The sequence below is a fragment of the Streptomyces megasporus genome, from assembly GCF_000718985.1.
Lineage (GTDB): Bacteria > Actinomycetota > Actinomycetes > Streptomycetales > Streptomycetaceae > Streptomyces > Streptomyces megasporus.
This window is the reverse complement of sequence record NZ_JODL01000016.1, coordinates 243,236-265,099: the sequence shown is the minus strand read 5'-3', so window position 1 is coordinate 265,099 and position 21,864 is coordinate 243,236. Positions and strand designations below refer to the sequence as shown.

Sequence of the window (21,864 nt, the reverse complement as noted above, 5' to 3'; positions counted from 1 at the left end):
GAGAGGGCCTCGCCACCCATGGCTGTGCAAACCGTCGCAAGCAGCACCGACATCTCGCTCGGTCCCGCCGTCGCGCTGTCCTGTCGCGAGTGCGGAGAGCGTTTCCCGCTCGGGCCGGTCTTCGCCTGTGAGATGTGTTTCGGGCCGCTGGAGATCGCGTACGACCTGCCCACGGGCGACCCGGAGGGCCTGCGGAAGCGGATCGAGGCCGGGCCGAACAGCATCTGGCGCTACGCCCCGCTGCTGCCCGTGCCCGCCGACGTGGCGGACAAGCCCAACATGAACCCGGGCTTCACCAGGCTGGTGAAGGCCGACCGCCTCGCCCGCGAGCTGGGCGTCACCGGCGGTCTGTACGTCAAGGACGACTCCGGCAACCCGACGCACTCCTTCAAGGACCGGGTGGTCGCCATCGCCGTCGAGGCCGCCCGCGCCTTCGGCTTCACCACCCTCTCGTGCTCCTCCACGGGCAACCTGGCCGGCGCCGTCGGCGCCGCCGCCGCCCGCGCGGGCCTCCGCTCCTGCGTGTTCATCCCGCACGACCTGGAGCAGGGCAAGGTCGTGATGGCCGCGGTCTACGGCGGCGATCTGGTGGGCATCGAGGGCACCTACGACGACGTGAACCGCTTCTGCTCCGAGCTGATCGGCGACCCCGCGGGCGAGGGCTGGGGCTTCGTCAACGTCAACCTCCGCCCGTACTACGCGGAGGGCTCCAAGACGCTGGCGTACGAGATCTGCGAGCAGCTCGGCTGGCGGCTGCCGGACCAGCTCGTCGTCCCGATCGCCTCCGGCTCCCAGCTCACCAAGATCGACAAGGGGCTGCGCGAGCTGATCGAGCTGGGGCTGGTCGAGGACCGGCCGTACCGGATCTTCGGCGCCCAGGCCGAGGGGTGCTCACCGGTGTCGCGGGCCTTCAAGGAGGGCCACGACGTGGTGCGGCCGGTGCGGCCGGACACCATCGCCAAGTCCCTGGCCATCGGCAACCCGGCCGACGGTCCCTACGTCCTGGACATCGCCCGCCGCACCGGCGGCGCCGTGGAGGACGTGGACGACGCCCGGATCGTCGAGGCGATCAAGCTGCTGGCCCGCACCGAGGGCGTCTTCGCGGAGACGGCGGGCGGCGTGACCGTGGGCGTGACGAAGAAGCTGATCGAGGACGGCGTGCTCGACCCGTCCCTGACCACCGTCGTCCTCAACACCGGCGACGGCCTGAAGACCCTGGACGCGGTGGCGCCCACCACCGGACCGTCCGCGATCATCCGTCCGAACCTGGACTCCTTCCGAGAGGCTGGCCTGGCATGAGTGTCTCCGTCCGTATCCCGACGATCCTGCGCGCGTACACCGGGGGCCGGGCACAGGTGACGGCCGAGGGCGCCACGCTGGCCGAGGTCCTGACCGACCTGGAGAAGAACCACCAGGGCATCTCCGCCCGCGTGCTGGACGACTCCGGCAAGCTGCGCCGCTTCGTGAACGTCTACGTCGACGACGACGACGTCCGCTTCGCCGACGGGCTCCGGACCCCGACGCCGGACGGCGCGAACGTCTCGATCATCCCGGCCGTCGCGGGCGGCTGTTGACGGTTCACCCACGAGCGCGCGGCGAGCACACGCCGACGGCCCCGCTCCCCGGTCGACCAGGCCGGGAGCGGGGCCGTCGGCCTGTGCGCCCCCCGGTGGGCGCCTGCCCCCGGCGGAGGGCCGGCGGAGGGCCGGTGGGGGGCGGAATTGGTAATTCCGCCCTGTGGAGAGCGGTAGAGTGAGCGTGCCTCCCCCCGAATGCGCACTCGGCGCCTATGAGAACGCGACAACTTGCGGCCCAATTTGCTGCGGCAATTGTCGTGTTGGTCCGCTATGCCCGGCCCGACTTGCCCCGCTTTCCTGTTGTTCATGTGCTTATCGGCAATCCGGCGTGACCGGAATTCTCGTCTGACAGACCTGTTGCGGAGGGCTTCCGCCCAGATACATTCAGCCGCGGTCGACGCGTTCCGGCGCACACCCCCTCTCGCCGGGGGGTGAGATCTGACCCGGGTCCGCGGAGTGTGGGCTCGTGCAAGGGCCAGCAATAGGGGAGTTAGGAATGGCTCAAGGCACCGTCAAGTGGTTCAACGCGGAGAAGGGGTACGGCTTCATCGCGGTCGACGGTGGTGCGGACGTGTTCGTCCACTACAGCGCGATCCAGATGGACGGCTACCGCACCCTTGAGGAGGGACAGCGGGTTGAGTTCGAGATCTCGCAGGGTCAGAAGGGCCCACAGGCGGACATGGTCCGCGTGACGGCCTGAAGCGCCGGCCACTCTCGCACCACAAGCAGCAGTAGACGGCACAGGAGGGCCCGCGTCCCGCAGGGGACGCGGGCCCTCCGCCGTGTCCCGGCCCCCGCCGCGCGCGGGTCGCGCGGCGCCCGCGCGGCGCCTCTCCGCGCCGCGCGGGCGCCGCGGAAGTGCGGGCGCGCAGGGCGCGGAAGCCCTCGACGCGCTTGCACTCAGAGGGGTCGAGTGCTAATCATTGGCGTTAGCACTCCGAAGGTGAGAGTGACAGAACGAGGACCGGTTCGGTGAGGCGCGCAAGCCCGGGGAGCAAGGGACCCCGGGGGTGCGGGCCGTCCGTCGCGGGCGCCAGAGCGGTCCGGAGAAATCCTCCCCCGGCCTCCGGGCAGGGGGGACCCCCAAAGTCTGGGAGGACCACTTCACATGGCCAAGATCATCGCGTTCGACGAGGAGGCGCGGCGCGGCCTCGAGCGCGGTATGAACCAGCTCGCCGACGCCGTCAAGGTCACGCTCGGCCCCAAGGGCCGCAACGTCGTCCTTGAGAAGAAGTGGGGCGCCCCCACGATCACCAACGACGGTGTGTCCATCGCCAAGGAGATCGAGCTCGAGGACGCCTACGAGAAGATCGGCGCCGAGCTGGTCAAGGAGGTCGCCAAGAAGACGGACGACGTCGCCGGTGACGGTACGACCACCGCGACCGTCCTCGCCCAGGCGCTCGTCCGCGAGGGTCTTCGCAACGTCGCCGCCGGCGCCAACCCCATGGCCCTCAAGCGCGGCATCGAGCGGGCCACCGAGGCCGTCTCCGCCGCCCTGCTGGAGCAGGCCAAGGAGGTCGAGACCAAGGAGCAGATCGCCTCGACCGCCTCCATCTCCGCCGCCGACACCCAGATCGGCGAGCTGATCGCCGAGGCGATGGACAAGGTCGGCAAGGAAGGCGTCATCACCGTCGAGGAGTCGCAGACCTTCGGGCTGGAGCTGGAGCTCACCGAGGGCATGCGCTTCGACAAGGGCTACATCTCCGCCTACTTCGCCACCGACATGGAGCGGATGGAGGCGGTCCTGGAGGACCCCTACATCCTGATCGCCAACCAGAAGATCTCCGCGGTCAAGGACCTGCTGCCTCTCCTGGAGAAGGTCATGCAGGCCGGCAAGCCGCTGCTGATCATCGCCGAGGACGTCGAGGGCGAGGCCCTGTCGACCCTGGTGGTCAACAAGATCCGCGGCACCTTCAAGTCCGTCGCCGTCAAGGCCCCGGGCTTCGGTGACCGCCGCAAGGCCATGCTGGGCGACATCGCCATCCTCACCGGCGGCCAGGTCATCTCCGAGGAGGTCGGCCTCAAGCTGGAGAACGCCGGCCTGGAGCTGCTGGGCCGCGCCCGCAAGGTCGTCATCACCAAGGACGAGACCACCATCGTCGACGGTGCCGGTGACAGCGAGCAGGTCAACGGCCGGGTCAACCAGATCCGCGCCGAGATCGAGAACTCCGACTCCGACTACGACCGCGAGAAGCTCCAGGAGCGTCTGGCGAAGCTGGCCGGCGGCGTGGCCGTCATCAAGGCCGGTGCCGCCACCGAGGTGGAGCTCAAGGAGCGCAAGCACCGCATCGAGGACGCCGTCCGCAACGCGAAGGCCGCCGTCGAGGAGGGCATCGTCGCCGGTGGTGGCGTGGCCCTGCTGCAGGCGTCCAACGTCTTCGAGAAGCTGGAGCTGGAGGGCGACGAGGCCACCGGTGCCGCCGCCGTCAAGGCCGCTCTGGAGGCTCCGCTGAAGCAGATCGCGGTCAACGCCGGTCTCGAGGGCGGCGTCATCGTGGAGAAGGTGCGCAACCTGACCCCGGGCCACGGTCTGAACGCCGCGACCGGTGAGTACGTGGACATGATCGCCGAGGGCATCATCGACCCGGCCAAGGTCACCCGCTCCGCGCTGCAGAACGCCGCCTCCATCGCGGCGCTCTTCCTCACCACCGAGGCCGTCATCGCCGACAAGCCGGAGAAGGCCGCGGCCGGTGCCGACGCCGCCGCTGCCGGCATGGGCGGTGGCATGGACTTCTGATCCGCCCACAGCGGATCGGCGGTCCCGCCGAGCGCGCCGCGGCGAGCGGTGCGCGACCGGACCACGAAGGGCGGCACTCCCGTACGGGGTGCCGCCCTTCGGCGTTCCCGCCCCCTGCCGTGGCGCGCACGGGTCACGGCCACGGCAGGGGGCGGGGGTGGGGAGACGCCCAAGGGGACGTCAGTGCCGCGCCGCCTCCAGCGCCGCCCGCAGGTGCCCTCCCGACTCGCTCAGCAGACGCTCGGCGGTGGGACCGTCCACCTCGCCCAGGATGGTGAGGATGGCGTTCTTCACCTCGCCGTCGGTGGCGGCGAGCGCCGACTCGATCCGCTCGTCGCTCGCTCCCGTGGCGAGCGAGACGATGCGGCGGGAGCGGGCCCGGAGCTTCTCGTTGGAGGCCCGGACGTCGACCATCAGGTTCCCGTACGTCTTGCCCAGCCGGATCATGGTGATGGTCGAGATCATGTTGAGGACCAGCTTCTGGGCCGTGCCCGCCTTGAGCCGGGTGGAACCGGTCAGCAGCTCCGGGCCGACGACGACCTCGATGCCGTGCTCGGCCGCCGCCGCCAGTGGCGAGTTCGCGTTGCAGGACAGCCCGATCGTCAGCGCCCCCAGCCGGCGCGCGTGTTCCACCGCGCCGACGGCGTACGGGGTGCGTCCGGAGGCCGAGACGCCGACCACCACGTCGTCCGGGCCCACCCCCAGCCCGTCCAGGTCCGAGGCGGCGAGGTCACCGCGGTCCTCGGCGCCCTCGGCCGCGCGCACCAGCGCCGTCGGGCCGCCCGCGACCAGGCCGACGACCCGGGAGGGGTCGGTGTTGAAGGTGGGAGGACACTCGCTGGCGTCCAGCACGCCCAGCCGTCCGGCCGTCCCCGCCCCCGCGTAGATCAGCCGGCCGCCGCGCGACATCCGCGCGGCGGTGGCGTCGATGGCGTCGGCGATGCGCGGCAGTTGCGTGGCGACGGCGGCGGGAACGGTGGCGTCCTCCCCGTTCATGATCCTGGCGATCTCCAGGGTGGGCAGTCGGTCGATCTCGGCCAGGTCGCTGCGGAACGCCTCGGTGGTGAGCGTCTCCAGCTCGGCGCGCAACCGGTCGTACGGGTGGTGCGAGGCGTCGTCGGCGGTCGGAGAGGTCATCGAGATGCGGCTCTTTCCGTTCTTTCCGTCGTGCCGGGGCCGGCCTCGCGCGGCCGGCGCCCGGACGTGGTGGGGGGTGGCGGATGGTGCGTGTGCCGTGCGGCGGGATCAGCGCTGCCGGGGCGAGTGGCGGTGGGCCAGCGCCTCGTAGGAGTCCGACAGCGCGGGGGCGGCCGTCTCGTAGGTGCGCTGCGCCACGCCGATGAACAGGCAGTCCACGACGAGGAGTTGACTGGTCCGGCTGGACATGGCCGCCGGACGCAGATCGCTCTCGCGCGCGGTGGAGGTGGTCAGGACGTGGTCGGCGTACTGGGCCACCTCGCCGTCCGGACGTCCGGTGATCGCCACGGTGGTGGCGCCGCGGTCGAAGGCGACGCGCAGCGGTTCGAGCACGTCCACCGTGCGGCCGGAGTGCGTTATCGCTATGGCGACGTCGCCGGAGCGGAGCTGGACGGCGGTGGTGACCGCCAGGTGCGGGTCGGCGTGGGCGTGGGCGACCAGCCCGATCCGCAGCAGCTTCTGCACCAGGTCCTGGGCGACGAGGGCGGAGGCGCCCACGCCGTAGACGTCGATGCGGCGGGCGCCGGCCATCGCGTTCACGGCCGCCTCCACCTGCCCCGGATCCAGCCCGGCGGCGGTGTCGGCGAGGGTCTGCCGCTCGTCGTGGGCGAGCTTGGCGATGACGTCCTCGATGGGGTCGTCCACGGCGATGTCGGCGGTGACCGAGGGCGCGGCGCCGGACGCCTGCTGCGCGGCGAGCCCGGCCAGGGCCAGTCGCAGGTCCCGGTAGCCGGGGTAGCCCAGGAGGCGTGAGGTCCGTACCACGGTGGCCTCACTGGTGCCGGTGCGTTCGGCGAGACCGGTGACGGTGAGCCGCGCGCATCCGGCCGGGTCGCCGGCGACGGCCTCGGCGACGCGCTGCATGGAGCGGGTCATCGAAGGCGCCATGGTGCGCACCTTGGCCGCGAGAGCGGCGGGCCCGGGCGGACCGGGGCGACGGCCCGGCGCGAGGTCGCGCACCGGGTTGGCAAAACTTTCCTTCACGCTTTTGTCCACGGGGTGGAAGGTATTTTCGGAGGCGGGAGCCGTCAAGACTCCGCGCCGTCCCGCCCGGTACGTGGCTCTGTTCCCGGGGGGTTCTTGGGAGGTGTTTCCGGGGGAGGGGTGTTTCCGGGGGAGGGGTGTTTCCGAGGGAGGGGTGTTCCAATGGAGGGGTTATGACAGAGCAGCAGCCCTCCCCTCCCGCCCTCGAACAGGCCCTCCACGCCGCGCGGGCCCTCGTCCTCGCCGACCTCACCGCCGACGGCATCGCCGAGGCCGAGGTCGTCTCCCTGGTGGAGGACGCGGTCTCCCACCGCCGGTGGTGGGTCGAGCAGTGGCCGGACGGCGTCTCCTTCCTCGCGGGTCTGGTCGCCCAGGACGTCCAGGACGCGCTGCTGGACCGCTACGGCCGCTGGCCGGCCTGCCCGGTGTGCCCCGGACCGGAGCGGCACGCGCTCGACGTCGAGCCGGAACTGGGCCCGGACCCGCACTGGGTGTGCGGTCGGACGGCGACGGAGGTGGCTCCGGTCGGGGAGCTGGGGCGGGCCTGACGCATGACCGTCTACATCGACCCGCCCACCTGGCCCGGCCACGGCAGGATGTGGTCGCACCTGGTCAGCGACGTCTCCTACGAGGAGCTGCACGCGTTCGCCGCCGCCCTCGGCTGCCCGCCGCGCGCCTTCGACCGCGACCACTACGACGTGCCGAGCGCGTACTACGAGCGGGCGGTGCGCCTGGGCGCGGTCGAGGTGGGCAGCAAGGAGCTGCTGCGGAGGCTGACGGAGGCGGGTCTGCGCCGGCGCAGACCGCCGCGCCGGGACGCGGCGGCGGTCGTCGCCCCGTCCTGACGCCGTCCCGGCGCTGTCCCGACGCCGTCCTGGTGTGCGGTCCGTCAGGCAGGTGGGACGCCCAGGGCCAGGACGGCGGTGTCGTCGTCCAGCCCCTCCCCGAAGCCCTCCAGCAGCTTGGCGATCGCGGCGACGGCCTCGGACGCGCCGGCAGGGGCCAGACCGCCGGCGAAGGCCAGCAGGGCGTCCTCCCCGTAGCGTCCGCCGACGTCGTCGGTGCGGGCCTCGGTCAGCCCGTCGGTGTAGAGCACCAGGGTGTCGCCGGGCGCCAGGCGCACGGTGGTGGAGACGGGGTGGGCGTCGGGCAGCAGGCCGATGAGCCGGCCGCCGGGGGTGGGGACGTAATCGGCGGTGCCGTCGGCGCGCAGCAGCAGGGCCGGGGGGTGGCCGCCGGAGGCGAGGGTGAGGGAGCAGCCCCGTTCGTCGGGCGTGAGCACGCCGAAGACGACCGTGCAGTAGCGGGGGTCGTCGCCCTGGTACTCGTGGTTGAGGACGGTGTTGAGGTTGGCCAGCACCCGGAGCGGGTCCGGGTCGTAGACGCTCGCGGAGCGCAGGGTGTAGCGGGTGAGGGAGGTCAGGGCCGCCGCGCCCGCGCCCTTGCCGGACACGTCGCCCAGGAAGATCCCCCACCGGCCGTCCGCGAGGGGGAACAGGTCGTAGAAGTCGCCGCCGACCTCGTCCGCCGAGGCGGTGTGGTAGTGCGAGGCGACCTCGGCGCCCGGCACCTCGGGCAGGGTCGGGGGCAGCAGGCTGCGCTGGAGGGTGGTGGCCAGGCGCTGGACGCGCTCGCGTTCGCGTTCGGCCTCCCGTCGGGCGCGGAGCAGCTCGCGTTCGTAGGAGCGGCGGTCGCGGGCGTCGAAGACGGTGGTGCGGATCAGCAACGGCCGACCGTCGGGGGAGTGCTTGAGGGTGGAGGTGACCAGCACCGGCAGCCGCTCGCCGTCCGCGGTCCTCATCTCCAGGGCGATCCCGCCGATGTGGCCCTGCATCCGCAGCAGCGGGGCGAAGTGGGTCTCGTGGTAGAGCCGGCCGCCGACGGTGAGCAGGTCGGAGAAGGACCGGCGACCGACCAGTTCCTCGCGGGTGCGGCCGAGCCAGGTCAGCAACGTGGTGTTGACCTTGACGATCGTCCCGTCCAGGAGGGTGGACAGATAGCCGCAGGGGGCGTTCTCGTACAGGTCCTCGGCGCTCTCCCAGAGCTCTCGGGCATCGCCGCCCAGCAGTTCGGAGACGGTGTCCGCGTTCTCGCCGTTCCCGCCGTCCCCGCCCGTCCCGTGGTCCGGAGGGGGGTTCGAGCGGGACGTCACCGGGCCCTCGCGAAGGACGCGATCGCCTCGACCGTGGCCTCGGGGGCGCTGAGCTGCGGGCAGTGCCCGGTGGCGTCCAGGGTGACCAGGACGGACCCGGGAATCCGGTCGCGGACGAACTCGCCCACCTCGGGCGGGGCGATCGCGTCCGGCACGCACCGGACCACCAGAGTCGGCACGCTCACGCCGGCCAGGTCCTCCCGGTTGTCGGACAGGAACGTGGTCCGGGCGAAGACGCGCGCCATGTCCGGGTCGGTGCGGCAGAAGCTGTTGGTCAGCTCCTCGCCCAGTTCGGGGCGCTCCGGGTTCCCCATGATCACCGGGGCCATCGCCGCCGACCAGCCCAGGTAGTTGCTGTCCAGCGACTCCAGCAGCTCCTCGATGTCCTCCCGGGTGAACCCGCCCCGGTAGTCGCCCTCGTCGACGTAGCGGGGCGAGGGGACGAGCAACACCAGCTTGGCGAACCGCTCCGGTTCCCGCCGTGCCGCCAGCACGCCGATCATGGAGCTGACGGAGTGGCCCACGAACGTCACGTCCCGCAGGTCCAGGTCCCGGCAGATCTCCAGCACGTCGTCCGCGTACCCCTCCAGGGAGGAGTAGCGCTCGGCGTCCCAGGCGGCCGGGTCCGAGCGGCCGGAGCCCACGTGGTCGAAGAGGACCACGCGGAACTCCTCGGCCAGGGCGGGTGTCACCAGGCGCCACAGGTTCTGGTCGCAGCCGAACCCGTGCGCGAGCAACACCACCGGCCCGTCCTCCCGGCCGGTGGTCGTGATGTTGTGCCTGACGCGCACGTCCACGGCGTACGTCCTCTCCGGCCGGGCCCCCGCCCTGCCGCGAGTCGCGGACCGCAGGCGGTCTTCGAGGCCACTGTCAACCGAGGGTAACGCCATCCGGTGAGGTCGTCGTGTGCGGAAAGCGCCGGTGGAGCAACCCCGGAGGTCAGCCCGCCGTCCCGCCCGTCTCCGCCGGGACGGCGGGCTCGGGGTGCGAACCGGTCACCACGCGGGAGGCGGCCGTGCGCCGGTGCCACAGCGAGGCGACCGCCGTCGCGCCGAGGGCCGCGACGGCCAGGAGCGCGCTGGTCCAGGAGACGGCCTTGTACCCCCAGCCCGCGCCGATCACCAGCCCGCCGACCCAGGGGCCGAGCGTGTTGCCGATGTTGAACGCGGAGGTGTTCGTCGCGCCGGCCAGGGTGGGCGCGCCGCCCGCGAGGTCGAACATCCGGGCGTTGATGGCCGGGGCCGTGAAGAAGGACGTGATCCCGAGCGCCGGCGCCAGTCCGACGGCCGCCATGGGCAGGTGCGCGGTGATCGCCAGCAGGGCCAGGACCGCGGTGGTGGTGGCGAGGCCGATGTACATCGTCCCGAACAGGTGCGCGTCGGCGACCCGGCCGCCGAGCACCGTGCCGATCAGCGCCCCGACCCCGTACAGCACCAGGACGGTCGGCACCCAGCCCTCGTCCAGCCCGGCGGTGTCGGTGAGCAGCGGGGAGAGGTAGGAGAAGAGGCAGAAGGTGGCGGCGGCGTTGAGCGCGGTGATCGTGATGGCCAGCCACACCTGGCCGTCCCGGTAGATCCGCAGCTCCCGGCCGAGCCGGGGCCGGTCGTCGCCGGTGGGCGGCTGTGTCCGGGGCACCAGCGTGACCACGCCGACCAGACCGATCGCGGACAGGGCGGCCACCGCCCAGAACGCCGCCCGCCACCCCGCGTGCTGGCCCAGGAGCGCGCCGGCCGGCACGCCCAGGACGTTGGCGACGCTCAGCCCGCCGAGCATCACGGCCATCGCCCGGGCCTTCAGCCCCGGCGGCACCAGCGACACGGCCACCGCCGCGCCCACCGCCCAGAACCCGGCGCACGCCAGCGCGCTCACCACGCGCGAGGCGAACAGCACCTCGTACGTCGGCGCCACCGCTCCGGCGACCTGCCCGAGGCCGAAGACGGCCAGCAGCGTGACGAGCGTGGTGCGCCGCGGCAGCCGCAGCGTCGCTCCGGCCAGCACCGGAGCCCCGACCACCATCCCGATCGCGAAGGCGGACACCAGCAGCCCGGCCTGCGGGATGGACACGTTCATGTCGCGGGCGAGCGGCTGGAGCAGCCCGGAGATCATGAACTCCGACGTCCCCAGGGCGAAGACGGACAGCCCCAGGACGTACACGGCCAGGGGCATGCGGGGACGCGGGGCGCGCCCGTCGAGGGGGAGCGGGGTGTCGGATCGTGGCATGTCCGGGACCAACACCGCGGTGATCGCCTTCATTCCCGCAGCCCGTGGTGTCGAGGAGGCGCGGAGCACCGGGCGGGACGGGTGGCGGTTGCGTGGACGGCGGCGACGGGCGCGGGGACCAACCGTGACGAGCCGCTCGAAACGCTGCACAGAAGACCAAAGCGAGAAAATTTTTTGATTGGCGGCATACAGGGATAAGGAAAAGGGAGGGGGAAACGGTTCGTGTTTCCCTTGCGACGGTGAGAAGCGATTGTCTACAATCGCTGGAAGCGATCGCCTCACCACCTTTGTTCTGCCGTCGTGAACGCAGGGCGAGCCGACAACAGTCCGGCCGCCCGGTGCTGTTGTTGTCTCAAGAGGACAAGAAGCATGAGTGGTACTCTGCTGTTCGTTGGCGTGGTCGAGAATCGTGAGTTAGCCGTCCGCACGGCACTTGAGAGCGGCTTACGGCTGGCCATTATTGATTTTGCCACCGCGCCCATGCTGCAACTGGCGCACATTCAGATACCGGTCCACGACTTGTTCGACCGGGACGAGTTGCGCAGAGCCTTCGACCGGCTCCCCGAGCGCCCCGACGGCGTGCTCACCTTCTACGACGAACTCATGGAGCCGACCGCGGCCTTCGCGGAGAAGAACGGCTGTCGGTTCATGTCGCCGCGCGCCGCGCACCTGGCCATCAACAAGGTGGCACAACGACAGGCCCTGACCGAGGCCGGCCTGCCCTGTCCCCGCTGGCGGACCTGCGACACCCACGACGAGGTGGTGGCCGCGGCCGCCGAGCTGGGGTACCCGGTGATCCTGAAGACGGCCGACCAGGCCGGAGCCATCGGCAAGGTCAAGGTCGCGCGAGAGGAGGAGTTGGCCGCCGCGTACCAGGCCGTCCAGGCGACGCGGCTGGACCTCTCCGTACCGCTCCTCGTCGAGGAGCAGATCAGCGGTCCCGAGTACAGCATCGAGGGCTTCGTCCACGAGGGCCGCGTCACCGCCGTCTGCGTCACCGAGAAGACCACGCTGCCCGGGCCGAACCCGATCGTGATCGGTCACGCCCTGCCCTACCGGGGGCCGGACGCGGAGCGGATCACGGCGACCGCGATCGACGCCGCCCTGGCCCTGGGGGTCGACGAGACGGCGATCCACGTCGAGGTCTTCATGACCGCGCGCGGCCCGGTGATCGTCGAGGTCAACGCCCGCACCGCGGGGGACCGCCTGATGGACATGATCCAACGCCGCAGCGGCTGCAACCCCTACCACGTGGTCTACGACCTGGCGCTGGGCCGAAGCCCGAGGTGGAACCCCGAATGGCGGGGCGCCGAGGCCATGTCGTGGACGGTCCCCGAGCGCGGCGGGATCCTGGCGGGGATCGACGGGATCCCCGAGGTGCTGGAGGAGCCCTCCCTCACGGGCATGGGGTTCGCCGCGGGGCCGGGCACGTCCCTTCCCGCGAGGCCCGAACACGTGGGGCACCGGCTGTGCTGGGTGATCTGCGAGGGGACCGACTGGCGGGAGGCCTCCGACCGGGCCCGCGCCACGGCTCCCCGGCTGAGACCCCGCTTCGCTCCGTGAACCCTTCCGGACGCCCGGCCACCGACCTGCGAGGAGCCCTCCCACCGATGGACGGTTACACCTCGGCGACCTACGGGGACGCGATCGCCGACATCTACGACGAGCCGGGCCAGTGCCCGCCCGACGCCGAGGAAGCGGCACGTTTCCTGTACGAGACCGGCTGCTCCGGCTCACGGAGAAGACCCCGAATCCTGGAATTCGGAATCGGCACGGGACGCATTGCGCTCCCACTCGCCGACCTGGGGTGCGAGGTGACCGGAGTGGACAGTTCCCCGGCCATGTTGGAGAAATGCGCCGCGGCGGACACCCGGGGCAGAATCCGACTCATCCACGACACCATGGAATCCGTGGACGCGGGGCATTCCGATTTCGACGTCGTCTTCGCCGCCTACAACACGCTCTTTCTGGCGCTCACCCAGGAGGCGCAAATCCGGGCGTTCGCCAATGCCCGTCGGCATCTCGCACCGGGAGGGAAATTCGTCGTCCAGGCGCTGGTGCCCGATCCGGCCTCCTTCACCGGAAACCAGAGAATCCGGGTCTACGACCTCCAAAAGGACCTCGTCGACCTGGACGTGACGTTGCACGACCCCGTCCGGCAGACGCTCGTCAACCAGTACCTGATCGTGCGGCCGGAGCGCACCGAGTTCCGGCCGTCCAAGCTGCGCTACGCCTGGCCGAGCGAACTCGACCTGATGGCCCGGCTGTCCGGGCTGCGGCTGGAACACCGGTACGCCTCCTGGCAGCGGACGCCCCTGACCGCCGGCAGCCCCGACCACGTCTCCGTCTACCACGTGCCGGACGGTGACTGAGATGGGCACCGTCGTTCCCTTCGCGCCGTGGAACTTCATGCTGGACGTGGACGGGGTCAACTACTCCCTCGCGGAGCAGGAGGCGTTCGCGCGGCGCCGGCCCGGCACCGACATCGTCAACCTGTCCTCGGGCATCAACGCCCTCAGACCGCCGTCCGTACTGGTGGACACCGTCGTCGGCTGCGCCCGCGACCCCTTGTTCTGGCACGACTACGACGGCCCCGAGGGGCATCTGGTGGGACGCGCGGCCATCGCGGCCCACGAGACCGTACGGGGTGGGGGAGGCGTCCGTCTCGACCCGTCCCAGGTCGTCGTGACCGCCGGCGCGAGCGCGGCGCTCGCCCTCGCCTCCCGCGGCCTGCACCAGTGGGGGCTGCGGGTGTCGGACCGCCCCGCCGCGCTGGTGCCCGTGCCGACGTTCCCGCTCGCCGGAGCGGCCCTGACCGATGCCGGGTTCACCGTCGAGGAGGTGGCGTCCGGCACGCCGGGACGCTGGCTGCCCACGGTGGCCGAGCTGATCGAGGCCGCCACCCCCGAAACGACCGTGGTGTACGTCAACACGTTCAACAACCCCACCGGTGAGCGCTACGAGGAGGACGAACTCCGCTCCCTCGTGCGGTGGGCGCGCGACCACGACGTGCACCTGCTGCACGACACGGTCTCCTCCGACGTCTCCGCCTCCGGCGACCTGCCGTACCTGCCGGGCATCGCCGCCGAGGAGGGCCACCTCCCGGGTCTGGTGACGGTCAGCAGCCTCTCCAAGAGCCGCGCCGTGCCGGGCTTCCGGATCGGCTGGCTCATCGCCGACGCCCCGCTGGTCGGGGAACTGGCGCGGATCAACGAACTCGCCGCGCCCTCGTCGCCGGGCATCGCCGCGCCCGCCCTCCTCTTCGACCGGATGGTCATGATCGCGGTGGAGGCGTCCGAAGGACGATGCCCGGCGGACGCCCTGTCGCGGGCCCGCGAACTGCTGGCCGACTCGCTCTCCGGATACCGGCGCGCGATCCCCGGAATCGACGAGGTCACCACCGCCGTGTCGAAGGCGTTGGAGGACGAGGACGTGGTCGAACGGCTGAAGCAGTGGCGGACGGACCTGCGCTCCACCCTGTCCGACAACATCGACATGCTGCGCGCCGAGGCGGACGACCTGGTGACCGGCTTCCCCGACTGGCGCGGCGACTTCAACACCTTCGTCGACATTCCGGCGCTCGCCGGACACGGGTACCTGGACACCTGCCACCGCATCTTCCGGGAGTTCGGCCTCCAGACCCTTCCGGCGCCCGCGTTCGGCCGGGACGAACCGTGGTGGAGACGGCGGGGCCCGTACCGGATGCGACTGTCGTTCGCGCTGCCGACCCCCACGTGGTCCGCCGGGCTCCGAAGGCTGCGGCGGGCCGTCGAGGAGCTGGGCCGATGACCGGACGCACCGCGGGGACGCCCCCCTGGACGGTCTTCGGGGTGGGCATACTCCGCTCGGCGGGCCTGCCGTCCCGGTGGCTGTCCGGCCTCGCCTCCCCGCGCCTGGCCGCGGTGGACGCCGAACTGACCGCCGCCCACCACGAGTTGGTCACCGCGCGGCGCCTGGCCGTCACCGAGCTGCGTGCGGCGCGCGCGGCGGAGCCGCCCCCGCCGCCATCGGCCGTCAAGGCCGTCAACCGCGCGCTGGACCGGGCGCGCACGCTGCCGCACGCCGCCGAGGGGATCCTGAGCGGCTCCGTGCGGGACGGCTGGAACACCGCGGTCGAGCGCCACGAGCACCTGTCGGCCGCCTTCGAGACGGCATGGCGGACGGCGCTGGCGGAGGAGCACGCGGCGCTGGCGCGGCACGTGACCGACGAGGCCTTCGCCGAAGCCGTCCTGATGAACAGCCGGGGCGCGCACGACACCCTGGTGCGGGAGGCGACGGCCGGTTCCCTGCGCTTCGCCAACCAGCGGGTGGCCTACCGGTACCTGCAGCGCCTGTGCGGCAAGGCCGAGAGCGGCGGCCACGGCGGCCCGGTCAACCTCTTCCTCCTGGGGGAGGGCCGGGAGGCGGACCCGTCCCCGAACGGCGGAACCGCGATCACGTACGACGACCCGCTGCTCGGCCCGGTCCGCTACACCGGCCTCGGAGACGGCAGGGCGGCCCGCCGGCGCGTCTTCCTGAGCCACTGGGCGGCCCAGGCCCTGATCGACGCGATCGTGGAGGAGGGCGGTGCCGGGCTGCTCCGCCCCTGCCGACTGCTGGGGGACGGACCGGCCGCGCCGCCCCCGACCGAGGCGGAAGCGACCCTGCTGGCGGCCGCGGACGGTTCGCGCTCCCTCGCCGGACTCGCCGCCTTCCTCGGCGAGGACACCGAGAAGACGGCGGCCCTCGCCGCCGAACTCGCCGCCCGCGGGCTGCTCGCCCTGGACCGCCGCGTCCCCGGCTACACCGGCGACCCGGCCTCCGACGTCGCCCGGGTGGCGCGGGAGGCCGGCACCGAGCGGGCCGGCCGGGTACCGGCCCTGCTGGAGAGGATCGAGCGGTTCGCGCGACGGCCCTACCACCGGCGGGCCGAGGAGCTCGACGGGATCGCGGCGGACTTCACCGCGTGCACGGGCCGCCCGGCCTGGCGCGGCCGGGGCCGTTTCTACGCCGACCGGTTCGTGCTGTCCGAGGAGGCGTCCGGCAACATCGAGGGCGCCACCGTGGGACCGGAGGGGCTGCGCGCGCTGTGCGAGCGGCTCGGCACGGTGCTGGACCTGCTGGCCTCCCGCGCCGTCACGCAGCGCCTGTCCGGGCAGCGCCGGATCAAGGAGCTGCTGCGGCCGGGCACGGACACGCTGCCCGCCGCCGAGGTGCGCCGCCTGACGCTGCCCCCCTCCGCCGCGGAGCGGATGCCGGAGGCGTTCGTCCGGCTGCTGCCGGCCGCGGCGGAGTGCGTGGAACTGTCCCGCGCCGACCTGGAGGAGGCGGGCCTGCTGCGCACGGACCTGGAGGCGTGGCCGCTGTTCGGCGCGGCCGACCTGATGCTGACGGGAGGGGCGTCCGCCGCGTCCGGTCCGGGGCTGATCGTGCTCAGCGAGCTGCACCACATCTGGCCGCCGCTGGCCCAGCCGTGGCGCGCGCTCTTCTCCGACGAGGCGTGGCGGCTGGACCGGCTCGGGAAACTGCTCGAGGCCACGCTCGCCCCCGCCAAACCGATGATCCAGCAGATCAGGCGCGACCAGAAGGGCACGGACTCCTCGCCGCTGGGGCACCACCTGCTCTGCCTTGAGCGGATGGAACAGGGGCCGGGGGCCGGCCCCGTCGCGGTGGACGAACTGGTCGTGCGGGAGTGGGAGAACGGCTTCGTCGGGCTGCACAGCCCCGAACGCGGCGAGGACTACTGGCTGTTCCCCGACTACGACGACAACGGTGTCGACCCCGGAGGGCTGGCCCACTGCGCCCTTCCCGCCCTGGAACTGCCCGCGGTGCGCCTGGGCGAGCACACCCCCAGGATCGTCGTCGACGGGGTGGTGCTCCAGCGGCGCCGGTGGGACCCGCCGCTCGCCTCGGTGCCCGTGCTGCCCGCCCGGGGGGCCACCGGGCGGCACTGGCGGGAGGTGCACCACTGGAGACGACGGCTCGGGATGCCGCGCCACGTCTTCTTCCTCACGGACGCCGAACCCAAGCCCATGTGGCTGGACTTCGAGTCCGCGCTGTCCGTGGCCAACCTGTCGCACGCGCTGCGCACGGCGCGCGCCGTCACCTTCACCGAGATGCTGCCGCACCCCGAGGCGCTGTGGCTCCGGACACCGAGCGGAACGCTGGTCTCGGAGATCCGGACCCTGGTGGCGCGCGGTACGGCGGCGACAGGGGGAACTGCCGTATGAGGCTCCTGGACGAGCTCAACAGTCGGCTGCGCGCCGACGAGGACGCCGCGGTGGCCGCGTTGGCCGAGGCGCAACGGGAACTGCGGGCGGCGGCGGCCATGCAGCCGCGCCCGGACGAGTGGATACCGCTGGCGTCCGTGCCGGTCCTGCTGGACCGCGAGGAGGTCGAGCTGCTGGGCGAGGCGTCCCGCGAGCTGACCGCCGCGGTGCGCAGCGACCCGGCCGTGGCGCTGTACGGCGACATCGACACGGCGCTGGAGGAGCTCCGCACCCCGGCCCCGCTGCGCCCCTTCGTCCGGGCCGAGATCCCGCACGAGGTGGAGCTCTCCCGCTCCGACTTCCTGCTCGGCTCGGACGGCTGGCAGGCGAACGAAATCAACATCTGCGCGGGGCTGGGCGGACTGCTGGTGGAGGACTACGACGCGTGCTTCTCCCGCCGGCCACTGCGCGACCTCCTCGCCGCGGGCGGCTGCCGGGCCCGCACCCCGATGGACCTCCTCGCCCGGGCGGTGCACCGCAGGTGCGAGAAGCTGGCCGGCGGCGACGGCCGGCCGGTGCTCGCCGTGGTGGACTGGGAGGGCTACGACGTCGCCTACCTGCGGGACCACGTGCGGATGGCGGAGCTGTTCGCGGCCCGCGGTTTCGAGACGGTCGTCTGCCACCACCGCGAACTGCGCTACGAACACGGCCGGCTGCGGCTGCGCGGCAGGCCCGTCGACGTGGTGCACCGCGAGTTCCTGCTGGAGGACATGCCGCAGGACCCCGACTCCGCCCGGCCCGTCCTGGACGCCGCGGTCGACGGAGCCGTCGTGCTCACCACCGGCTTCCGCGCCGAGTGGCAGGCCCAGAAGGTCACGTTCGGCCTGTTGCACCAGGCCGCCCGGCGCGGACTGCTGTCGCCCGCCGCCGCCGAACTGGTGCGCCGCCGCATCCCGGAGACGTGGCTGCTGACCCCGGAGGCGCTCGCCGACGGCGAGGCCGCCTTCGGCGCGCACACCGACCTGGTGCTGAAGCCGTCGATCGGCAGCCTGAGCCAGGGGGTGCGGCTGGGAGCGGACATGGACGAGGGGGAGTTCCGGTCGGCGCTGCGCGCGGCCGCCGAGAACCTCGACGCCCCCCACGTGCTGCAGCGGCTGATCCCCCCGGGGACGGTGCCCTTCCCCCACCTGAACGACGCCCGGGACGCGCTCTCCTTTCCCGCCACGCAGGTGAGCATCGGCTTCTTCGTGGTGGACGGCGAGCCCGCCGGCGCCTGGTCGAAGGTCTGCCCGCGCTCGGTCCCCACGATCATCCACCACCACAACGGCGGCCAGTGGGGGAGCGTCAGGTACCCGGACGGGCCGCGGGCGGCCGGCCGGACCGGGCAGGACGGAGGGCGGCGGTGGTGACCGACACCCTCGCGGCGAGGCGGCTCGGGGCCCCGTTCTGGAGGTTCTGGACCTCGGCCGCCGCCGTCAACGTCGCGGACGGCATCCGTGCCGCCGCGCTGCCCCTCATCGCGGCCTCCGTCTCCGACAACGCCTTCGGGGTGGCCCTGATCACCGCCTGCCAGCAGGGCGCCTGGCTGGTGTTCGGGCTCGGCGCGGGGCTGGTCGCCGACCGCTACCCGCCCGCCCGGGTGGTCGCGGCGGCGGACGCGCTGCGCGTGGTGATGCTCTCCGCCCTGCTGGTGGTGCTCCTCCTGGACGCCGTGACGATCCCGCTGCTGGCCGGGACGGCCTTCGTGATCGGGGTGGCGGAGACCTTCCGGGACACGGCCTCGCACAGCATCCTGCCGAGGCTGGTGACCGAGGCGCAGCTGGAACGCGCCAACGGACGGCTGATCGGCACCGAGATCGTCGGCAACGAGTTCATCGGTCCGCTGCTCGGGGCGCTGCTCTTCGCCGCGGCCATGTCCGTGCCGGTGGCGGTGGACGCGACGGCGCTGCTCATCGCCGCCGTCCTGGTGCTGACACTGCCCAAGGCGGCCTCCACCGTGGCGGTGGAGCGGCCGGACGGCAAGCGCCCGCCGCTGCGGACCGAGCTGCTGGGAGGGGTGCGCTGGCTGCTGGGCAACCCGCGGCTGGCGGCGGTGACCTGCTCCGGAGCGGCGATCTGCTTCGCCGACTCCGCGTGGTGGTCGGTCCTGGTGGTGTACAGCGGGGACGTCCTGGGACTGCCGGAGGCCGGCTTCGGTCTGCTGCTGGCGGCCGGAGCGGTCGGCGGCACCGCCGGAGCCCTCGGAGCCGAACGGCTCGCGGAGCGCTTCGCGCCGCACACCGTGCTCGTCACCGGAACCCTGCTGTCCGGACTGCCCGCCGTCGTCATCGCGCTGAGCGACAGCCCGTACGTGGCGGCCGCGATGCTCGCGGTGAGCAGCGGCGGCTTCGCCCTGTGGAACGTGGTGGCGCTCTCCACCCGCCAGCGGGAAGCCCCGCGGGAGGTCCTGGGCCGGGTCACCGGCACGCACCGCATCGTGCTGTACGGCAGCGGCATGGTCGGCGCGCTGGCCGGTGGAGCGATCGCCGACGCCCTGACCCTCACCGCGCCCTTCCACGTGGCCGGCGCGCTGGTGACCGTCGCCGCCGCCGGGCTGCTGGTGGTCTTCCTCCGGGAACGGGGGACGACGCCGTGATCGACAACCCGCCCGACCCGCTGCGGCGCATCCACGCGCCCCGGCTCGTGGACGACCTGGTGCGCTGGGCCGCCCGCGTGTGCTCCCTGGGGACCGTGGTCGCCACCCGCGTCTCGGACGTCGGCTACGACGACTGCAACATCATGGTCGACACCGAGAACGGCGGCTATGTCGTCAAGGTCTTCAACTCCGCCCGCACCCCGGCCATGTGCGCGCGCTACGTCGAGGTGGTCCGGCGGGTGCTGGAGGCCGGGGTGGCCCACCCCGGGGTGTACCACGCGGACGGCTCGCCGCTGCTCCACCACGAGCCCTCCGGGAACCGGCTGATGGTGATGGACAGGGTGGACGGGACCACCTTCCTGGAAGCCGACGAACACCCGAGCGACCTCGAGATCGAGGAGATCGTCGGACAACTGCACCGCGTGCACTCCCTGGACTTCGCCCCGGAACACGTCCACGACTGGTGGGCGGTCCCCAGGATCGAGACCCTCGCCGCCGAGATGGTCCCGCTGCTGGAGGCGGAGGACCGCGCCCTGGTGACGGCCGCCGTCGACGCCTTCCGCGCGCTGCGGGCGGACCGGCTCCCGCAGGCCTTCTCGCACGGTGACCTGACCAAGGCGAACGTGATGCGCACCCGCTCGGGGGAGTTGGCCATCCTCGACTTCGCCGTCTCCAACCGCTACGCGCGGATCCACGACCTGGCCATGGCCGCCGTCAACCTGATGCACAAGGACCCCCGCACGCTCCCGGAGCGCGTCGACCTGCTGACCAGCCTCTACCGGAAGCACGCCCCGCTCACCGGCGCCGAGCTCGACGCCCTGCCCGGTTACGTCTTCGCCACCGCCGCCATGGAACTGCTCGGCGCGGAACGCGAGTGGTCGTTGAAGGGCAACCGCAGCCACGAGACCCGGTACCTGCGGGCTCTCGGCCGGGAGATGGTCCGCGCCGCCGCGGTCTGAGCCTCCCGCCGCCCACACCGGCCGCCACCGGGCGTCGGCGTCCCGCCGTCGGCGTCCGAACACCGTCTGACCCACCGGACGTCCCGTCACCTCGGGACCCAAGGGAATGAGGAGAAGAGGAGAACCATGACCAGTGCCGTTCCTCCCGTCAACTCCTGGGACGAGTTCACCCCGCTCAAGGAGATCATCGTCGGGGACGCCACCCACGCGCGCATACCCCGGATGAGCGACCCGTCGGCATGGCTGGCCTGTTACCCCACCATGACGCCCGACGAACTCCGGCAGGTCGAGGCCGGGGAGTTCCCGAAGCGGGTCGTCGAGGAGTCCAACGAGGACCTGGAGCAGTTGGCCGAGACCCTGCGGGGGCTGGGCGTCACCACCCACCGTCCCCCCGCCGTGGACCACTCCCGTTCCTTCGCCTCGCCGTACTGGGAGGCGGACGGCTACATCTCCTACTGCCCCCGGGACATCACGCTCGTGGTGGGCTCCACCGTCATCGAGGCGCCCAGCCCGATGCGGTCCCGCTACTTCGAGATCTTCAATCTCCGCCCGCTGTTCCAGCGGTACATGCTGGAGGGTGCCTCGTGGATCGCCGCGCCCCGCCCGCAGCTCAAGGACGAGCTGTACGAGTGGGACGAGGAGGGACGGCCGTTGCTGGGTGAGGCCGAGCCGGTGTTCGACGCCGCGAACGTGCTGCGCGTCGGCCGGGACCTCTTCTACCAGGTGTCGCGCAGCGGCAACGAGATGGGCCTGAAGTGGCTCAGGTCCACACTGCGGATGGTCGATCCCACCCTGCGCGTCCACCCGCTGCGGGACGTCTACGGCTACACCCACATCGACAGCACCATCGCCGTGCTGCGGCCGGGGCTGGTCATGCTCAACCCGGCCCGGATCGCCGAGGACGAGGTGCCGGAGGCCTTCCGCGACTGGGACATCCTGTGGTGCCCCGAGCCCGAGCCCACCGAGACGGCGCTGCCGTACACCCTGAGCGAGACCTGGATCTGCATGAACCTGCTGATGGTCAACCCCGAACTGGCCATCGTCGACGGCGACCAGCCCGCCCTCGCCAAGGCCCTGGAGAGCAAGGGCATCTCCGTGCTGCCGCACCGGCTGCGCCACCAGCGGGTGCTCGGCGGTGGCTTCCACTGCGTCACGCTCGACATCTCACGGGAGGGCGGTCTCGAGGACTACTTCGGGTAGTCGCCTCGCCGCCGA

At 72.3% G+C, this 21,864-nt stretch carries 19 protein-coding genes; 14 read left to right on the top strand and 5 right to left on the bottom strand.

The genetic code is table 11. The features are described 5' to 3' along the window. Positions 1–18 precede the first annotated feature (18 nt). The 4 genes from thrC (at position 19) to groL (ending at position 4,314) form a co-directional block, all read left to right on the top strand. The gene (gene thrC, locus IF47_RS0116035; RefSeq protein ID WP_031509473.1) at positions 19–1,299 is read left to right on the top strand and encodes a threonine synthase; all 1,281 of its coding nucleotides are present in this window, start codon (positions 19–21) and stop codon (positions 1,297–1,299) included. Beyond that, positions 1,296–1,574 (top strand): MoaD/ThiS family protein, encoded by a 279-nt coding sequence (locus IF47_RS0116030; RefSeq protein WP_031509472.1) that lies wholly within the window; start codon positions 1,296–1,298, stop codon positions 1,572–1,574. Before thrC ends, IF47_RS0116030 begins: the two co-directional genes overlap by 4 nt. A 499-nt stretch (positions 1,575–2,073) precedes the next feature. Further along, a complete protein-coding gene (locus IF47_RS0116025; RefSeq protein ID WP_004986573.1) occupies positions 2,074–2,277 on the top strand; it encodes a cold-shock protein in 204 nt (67 codons plus the stop codon). 408 nt (positions 2,278–2,685) lie between these two features. Beyond that, positions 2,686–4,314, top strand: a complete 1,629-nt coding sequence (groL, locus tag IF47_RS0116020; protein WP_031509471.1) for a chaperonin GroEL — start codon at positions 2,686–2,688, stop codon at positions 4,312–4,314. 180 nt (positions 4,315–4,494) lie between these two features. Here groL and murQ read toward each other — a convergent pair whose 3' ends face one another. Both murQ and IF47_RS0116010 read right to left on the bottom strand, forming a co-directional pair. Then, positions 4,495–5,451 carry an N-acetylmuramic acid 6-phosphate etherase gene (gene murQ / locus IF47_RS0116015; RefSeq protein WP_031509470.1) on the bottom strand — a complete coding sequence of 319 codons (957 nt, stop codon included), beginning with the start codon at positions 5,449–5,451 and terminating at the stop codon, positions 4,495–4,497. Positions 5,452–5,559: 108 nt separating this feature from the next. Further along, on the bottom strand, positions 5,560–6,507 hold the full coding sequence (locus tag IF47_RS0116010) for a MurR/RpiR family transcriptional regulator (RefSeq protein WP_425423597.1): 948 nt from the start codon (positions 6,505–6,507) through the stop codon (positions 5,560–5,562). Positions 6,508–6,668: 161 nt separating this feature from the next. On the opposite strand from IF47_RS0116010, the gene IF47_RS0116005 reads away from it, so the two are divergent. Both IF47_RS0116005 and IF47_RS0116000 read left to right on the top strand, forming a co-directional pair. Beyond that, the gene (locus tag IF47_RS0116005) at positions 6,669–7,043 is read left to right on the top strand and encodes a hypothetical protein (protein ID WP_031509468.1); all 375 of its coding nucleotides are present in this window, start codon (positions 6,669–6,671) and stop codon (positions 7,041–7,043) included. 3 nt (positions 7,044–7,046) lie between these two features. After that, a complete protein-coding gene (locus tag IF47_RS0116000) occupies positions 7,047–7,340 on the top strand; it encodes a DUF4031 domain-containing protein (RefSeq protein WP_031509467.1) in 294 nt (97 codons plus the stop codon). Between the two features lie 44 nt (positions 7,341–7,384). Here the strand turns inward: IF47_RS0116000 and IF47_RS0115995 are convergent, their stop codons facing one another. The 3 genes from IF47_RS0115995 to IF47_RS0115985 form a co-directional block, all read right to left on the bottom strand. Beyond that, positions 7,385–8,647, bottom strand: a complete 1,263-nt coding sequence (locus IF47_RS0115995; protein WP_031509466.1) for a SpoIIE family protein phosphatase — start codon at positions 8,645–8,647, stop codon at positions 7,385–7,387. Beyond that, complete coding sequence (locus tag IF47_RS0115990; protein WP_031509465.1) at positions 8,644–9,444, bottom strand: alpha/beta fold hydrolase; 801 nt, start codon at positions 9,442–9,444, stop codon at positions 8,644–8,646. Before IF47_RS0115990 ends, IF47_RS0115995 begins: the two co-directional genes overlap by 4 nt. Positions 9,445–9,586: 142 nt before the next feature. Continuing rightward, the gene (locus tag IF47_RS0115985) at positions 9,587–10,867 is read right to left on the bottom strand and encodes a Cmx/CmrA family chloramphenicol efflux MFS transporter (protein ID WP_051717768.1); all 1,281 of its coding nucleotides are present in this window, start codon (positions 10,865–10,867) and stop codon (positions 9,587–9,589) included. 369 nt (positions 10,868–11,236) lie between these two features. Between IF47_RS0115985 and IF47_RS0115980 the strand changes: the two genes are divergently transcribed. The 8 genes from IF47_RS0115980 to IF47_RS0115945 all read left to right on the top strand — a co-directional run bounded on the left by IF47_RS0115980 (position 11,237) and on the right by IF47_RS0115945 (position 21,849). After that, positions 11,237–12,430 carry an ATP-grasp domain-containing protein gene (locus IF47_RS0115980; protein WP_078591865.1) on the top strand — a complete coding sequence of 398 codons (1,194 nt, stop codon included), beginning with the start codon at positions 11,237–11,239 and terminating at the stop codon, positions 12,428–12,430. A gap of 47 nt (positions 12,431–12,477) precedes the next feature. After that, the gene (locus IF47_RS0115975; RefSeq protein WP_031509462.1) at positions 12,478–13,239 is read left to right on the top strand and encodes a class I SAM-dependent methyltransferase; all 762 of its coding nucleotides are present in this window, start codon (positions 12,478–12,480) and stop codon (positions 13,237–13,239) included. Position 13,240: 1 nt separating this feature from the next. Continuing rightward, a complete protein-coding gene (locus IF47_RS0115970; protein ID WP_031509461.1) occupies positions 13,241–14,656 on the top strand; it encodes a pyridoxal phosphate-dependent aminotransferase in 1,416 nt (471 codons plus the stop codon). Further along, positions 14,653–17,076, top strand: a complete 2,424-nt coding sequence (locus IF47_RS0115965) for a hypothetical protein (protein WP_031509460.1) — start codon at positions 14,653–14,655, stop codon at positions 17,074–17,076. The genes IF47_RS0115970 and IF47_RS0115965 overlap by 4 nt, the downstream gene beginning before the upstream one ends. Further along, positions 17,073–18,464: an ATP-grasp domain-containing protein gene (locus IF47_RS30740; protein ID WP_031509459.1), complete on the top strand. Its 1,392-nt coding sequence runs from the start codon at positions 17,073–17,075 to the stop codon at positions 18,462–18,464. The genes IF47_RS0115965 and IF47_RS30740 overlap by 4 nt, the downstream gene beginning before the upstream one ends. Then, a complete protein-coding gene (locus IF47_RS29515; protein WP_157839983.1) occupies positions 18,461–19,690 on the top strand; it encodes an MFS transporter in 1,230 nt (409 codons plus the stop codon). The genes IF47_RS30740 and IF47_RS29515 overlap by 4 nt, the downstream gene beginning before the upstream one ends. Beyond that, positions 19,687–20,649 (top strand): phosphotransferase, encoded by a 963-nt coding sequence (locus IF47_RS0115950; protein ID WP_031509457.1) that lies wholly within the window; start codon positions 19,687–19,689, stop codon positions 20,647–20,649. Before IF47_RS29515 ends, IF47_RS0115950 begins: the two co-directional genes overlap by 4 nt. A 126-nt stretch (positions 20,650–20,775) precedes the next feature. Then, complete coding sequence (locus IF47_RS0115945) at positions 20,776–21,849, top strand: scyllo-inosamine-4-phosphate amidinotransferase (protein ID WP_031509455.1); 1,074 nt, start codon at positions 20,776–20,778, stop codon at positions 21,847–21,849. The last annotated feature ends 15 nt before the right edge of the window (positions 21,850–21,864 follow it).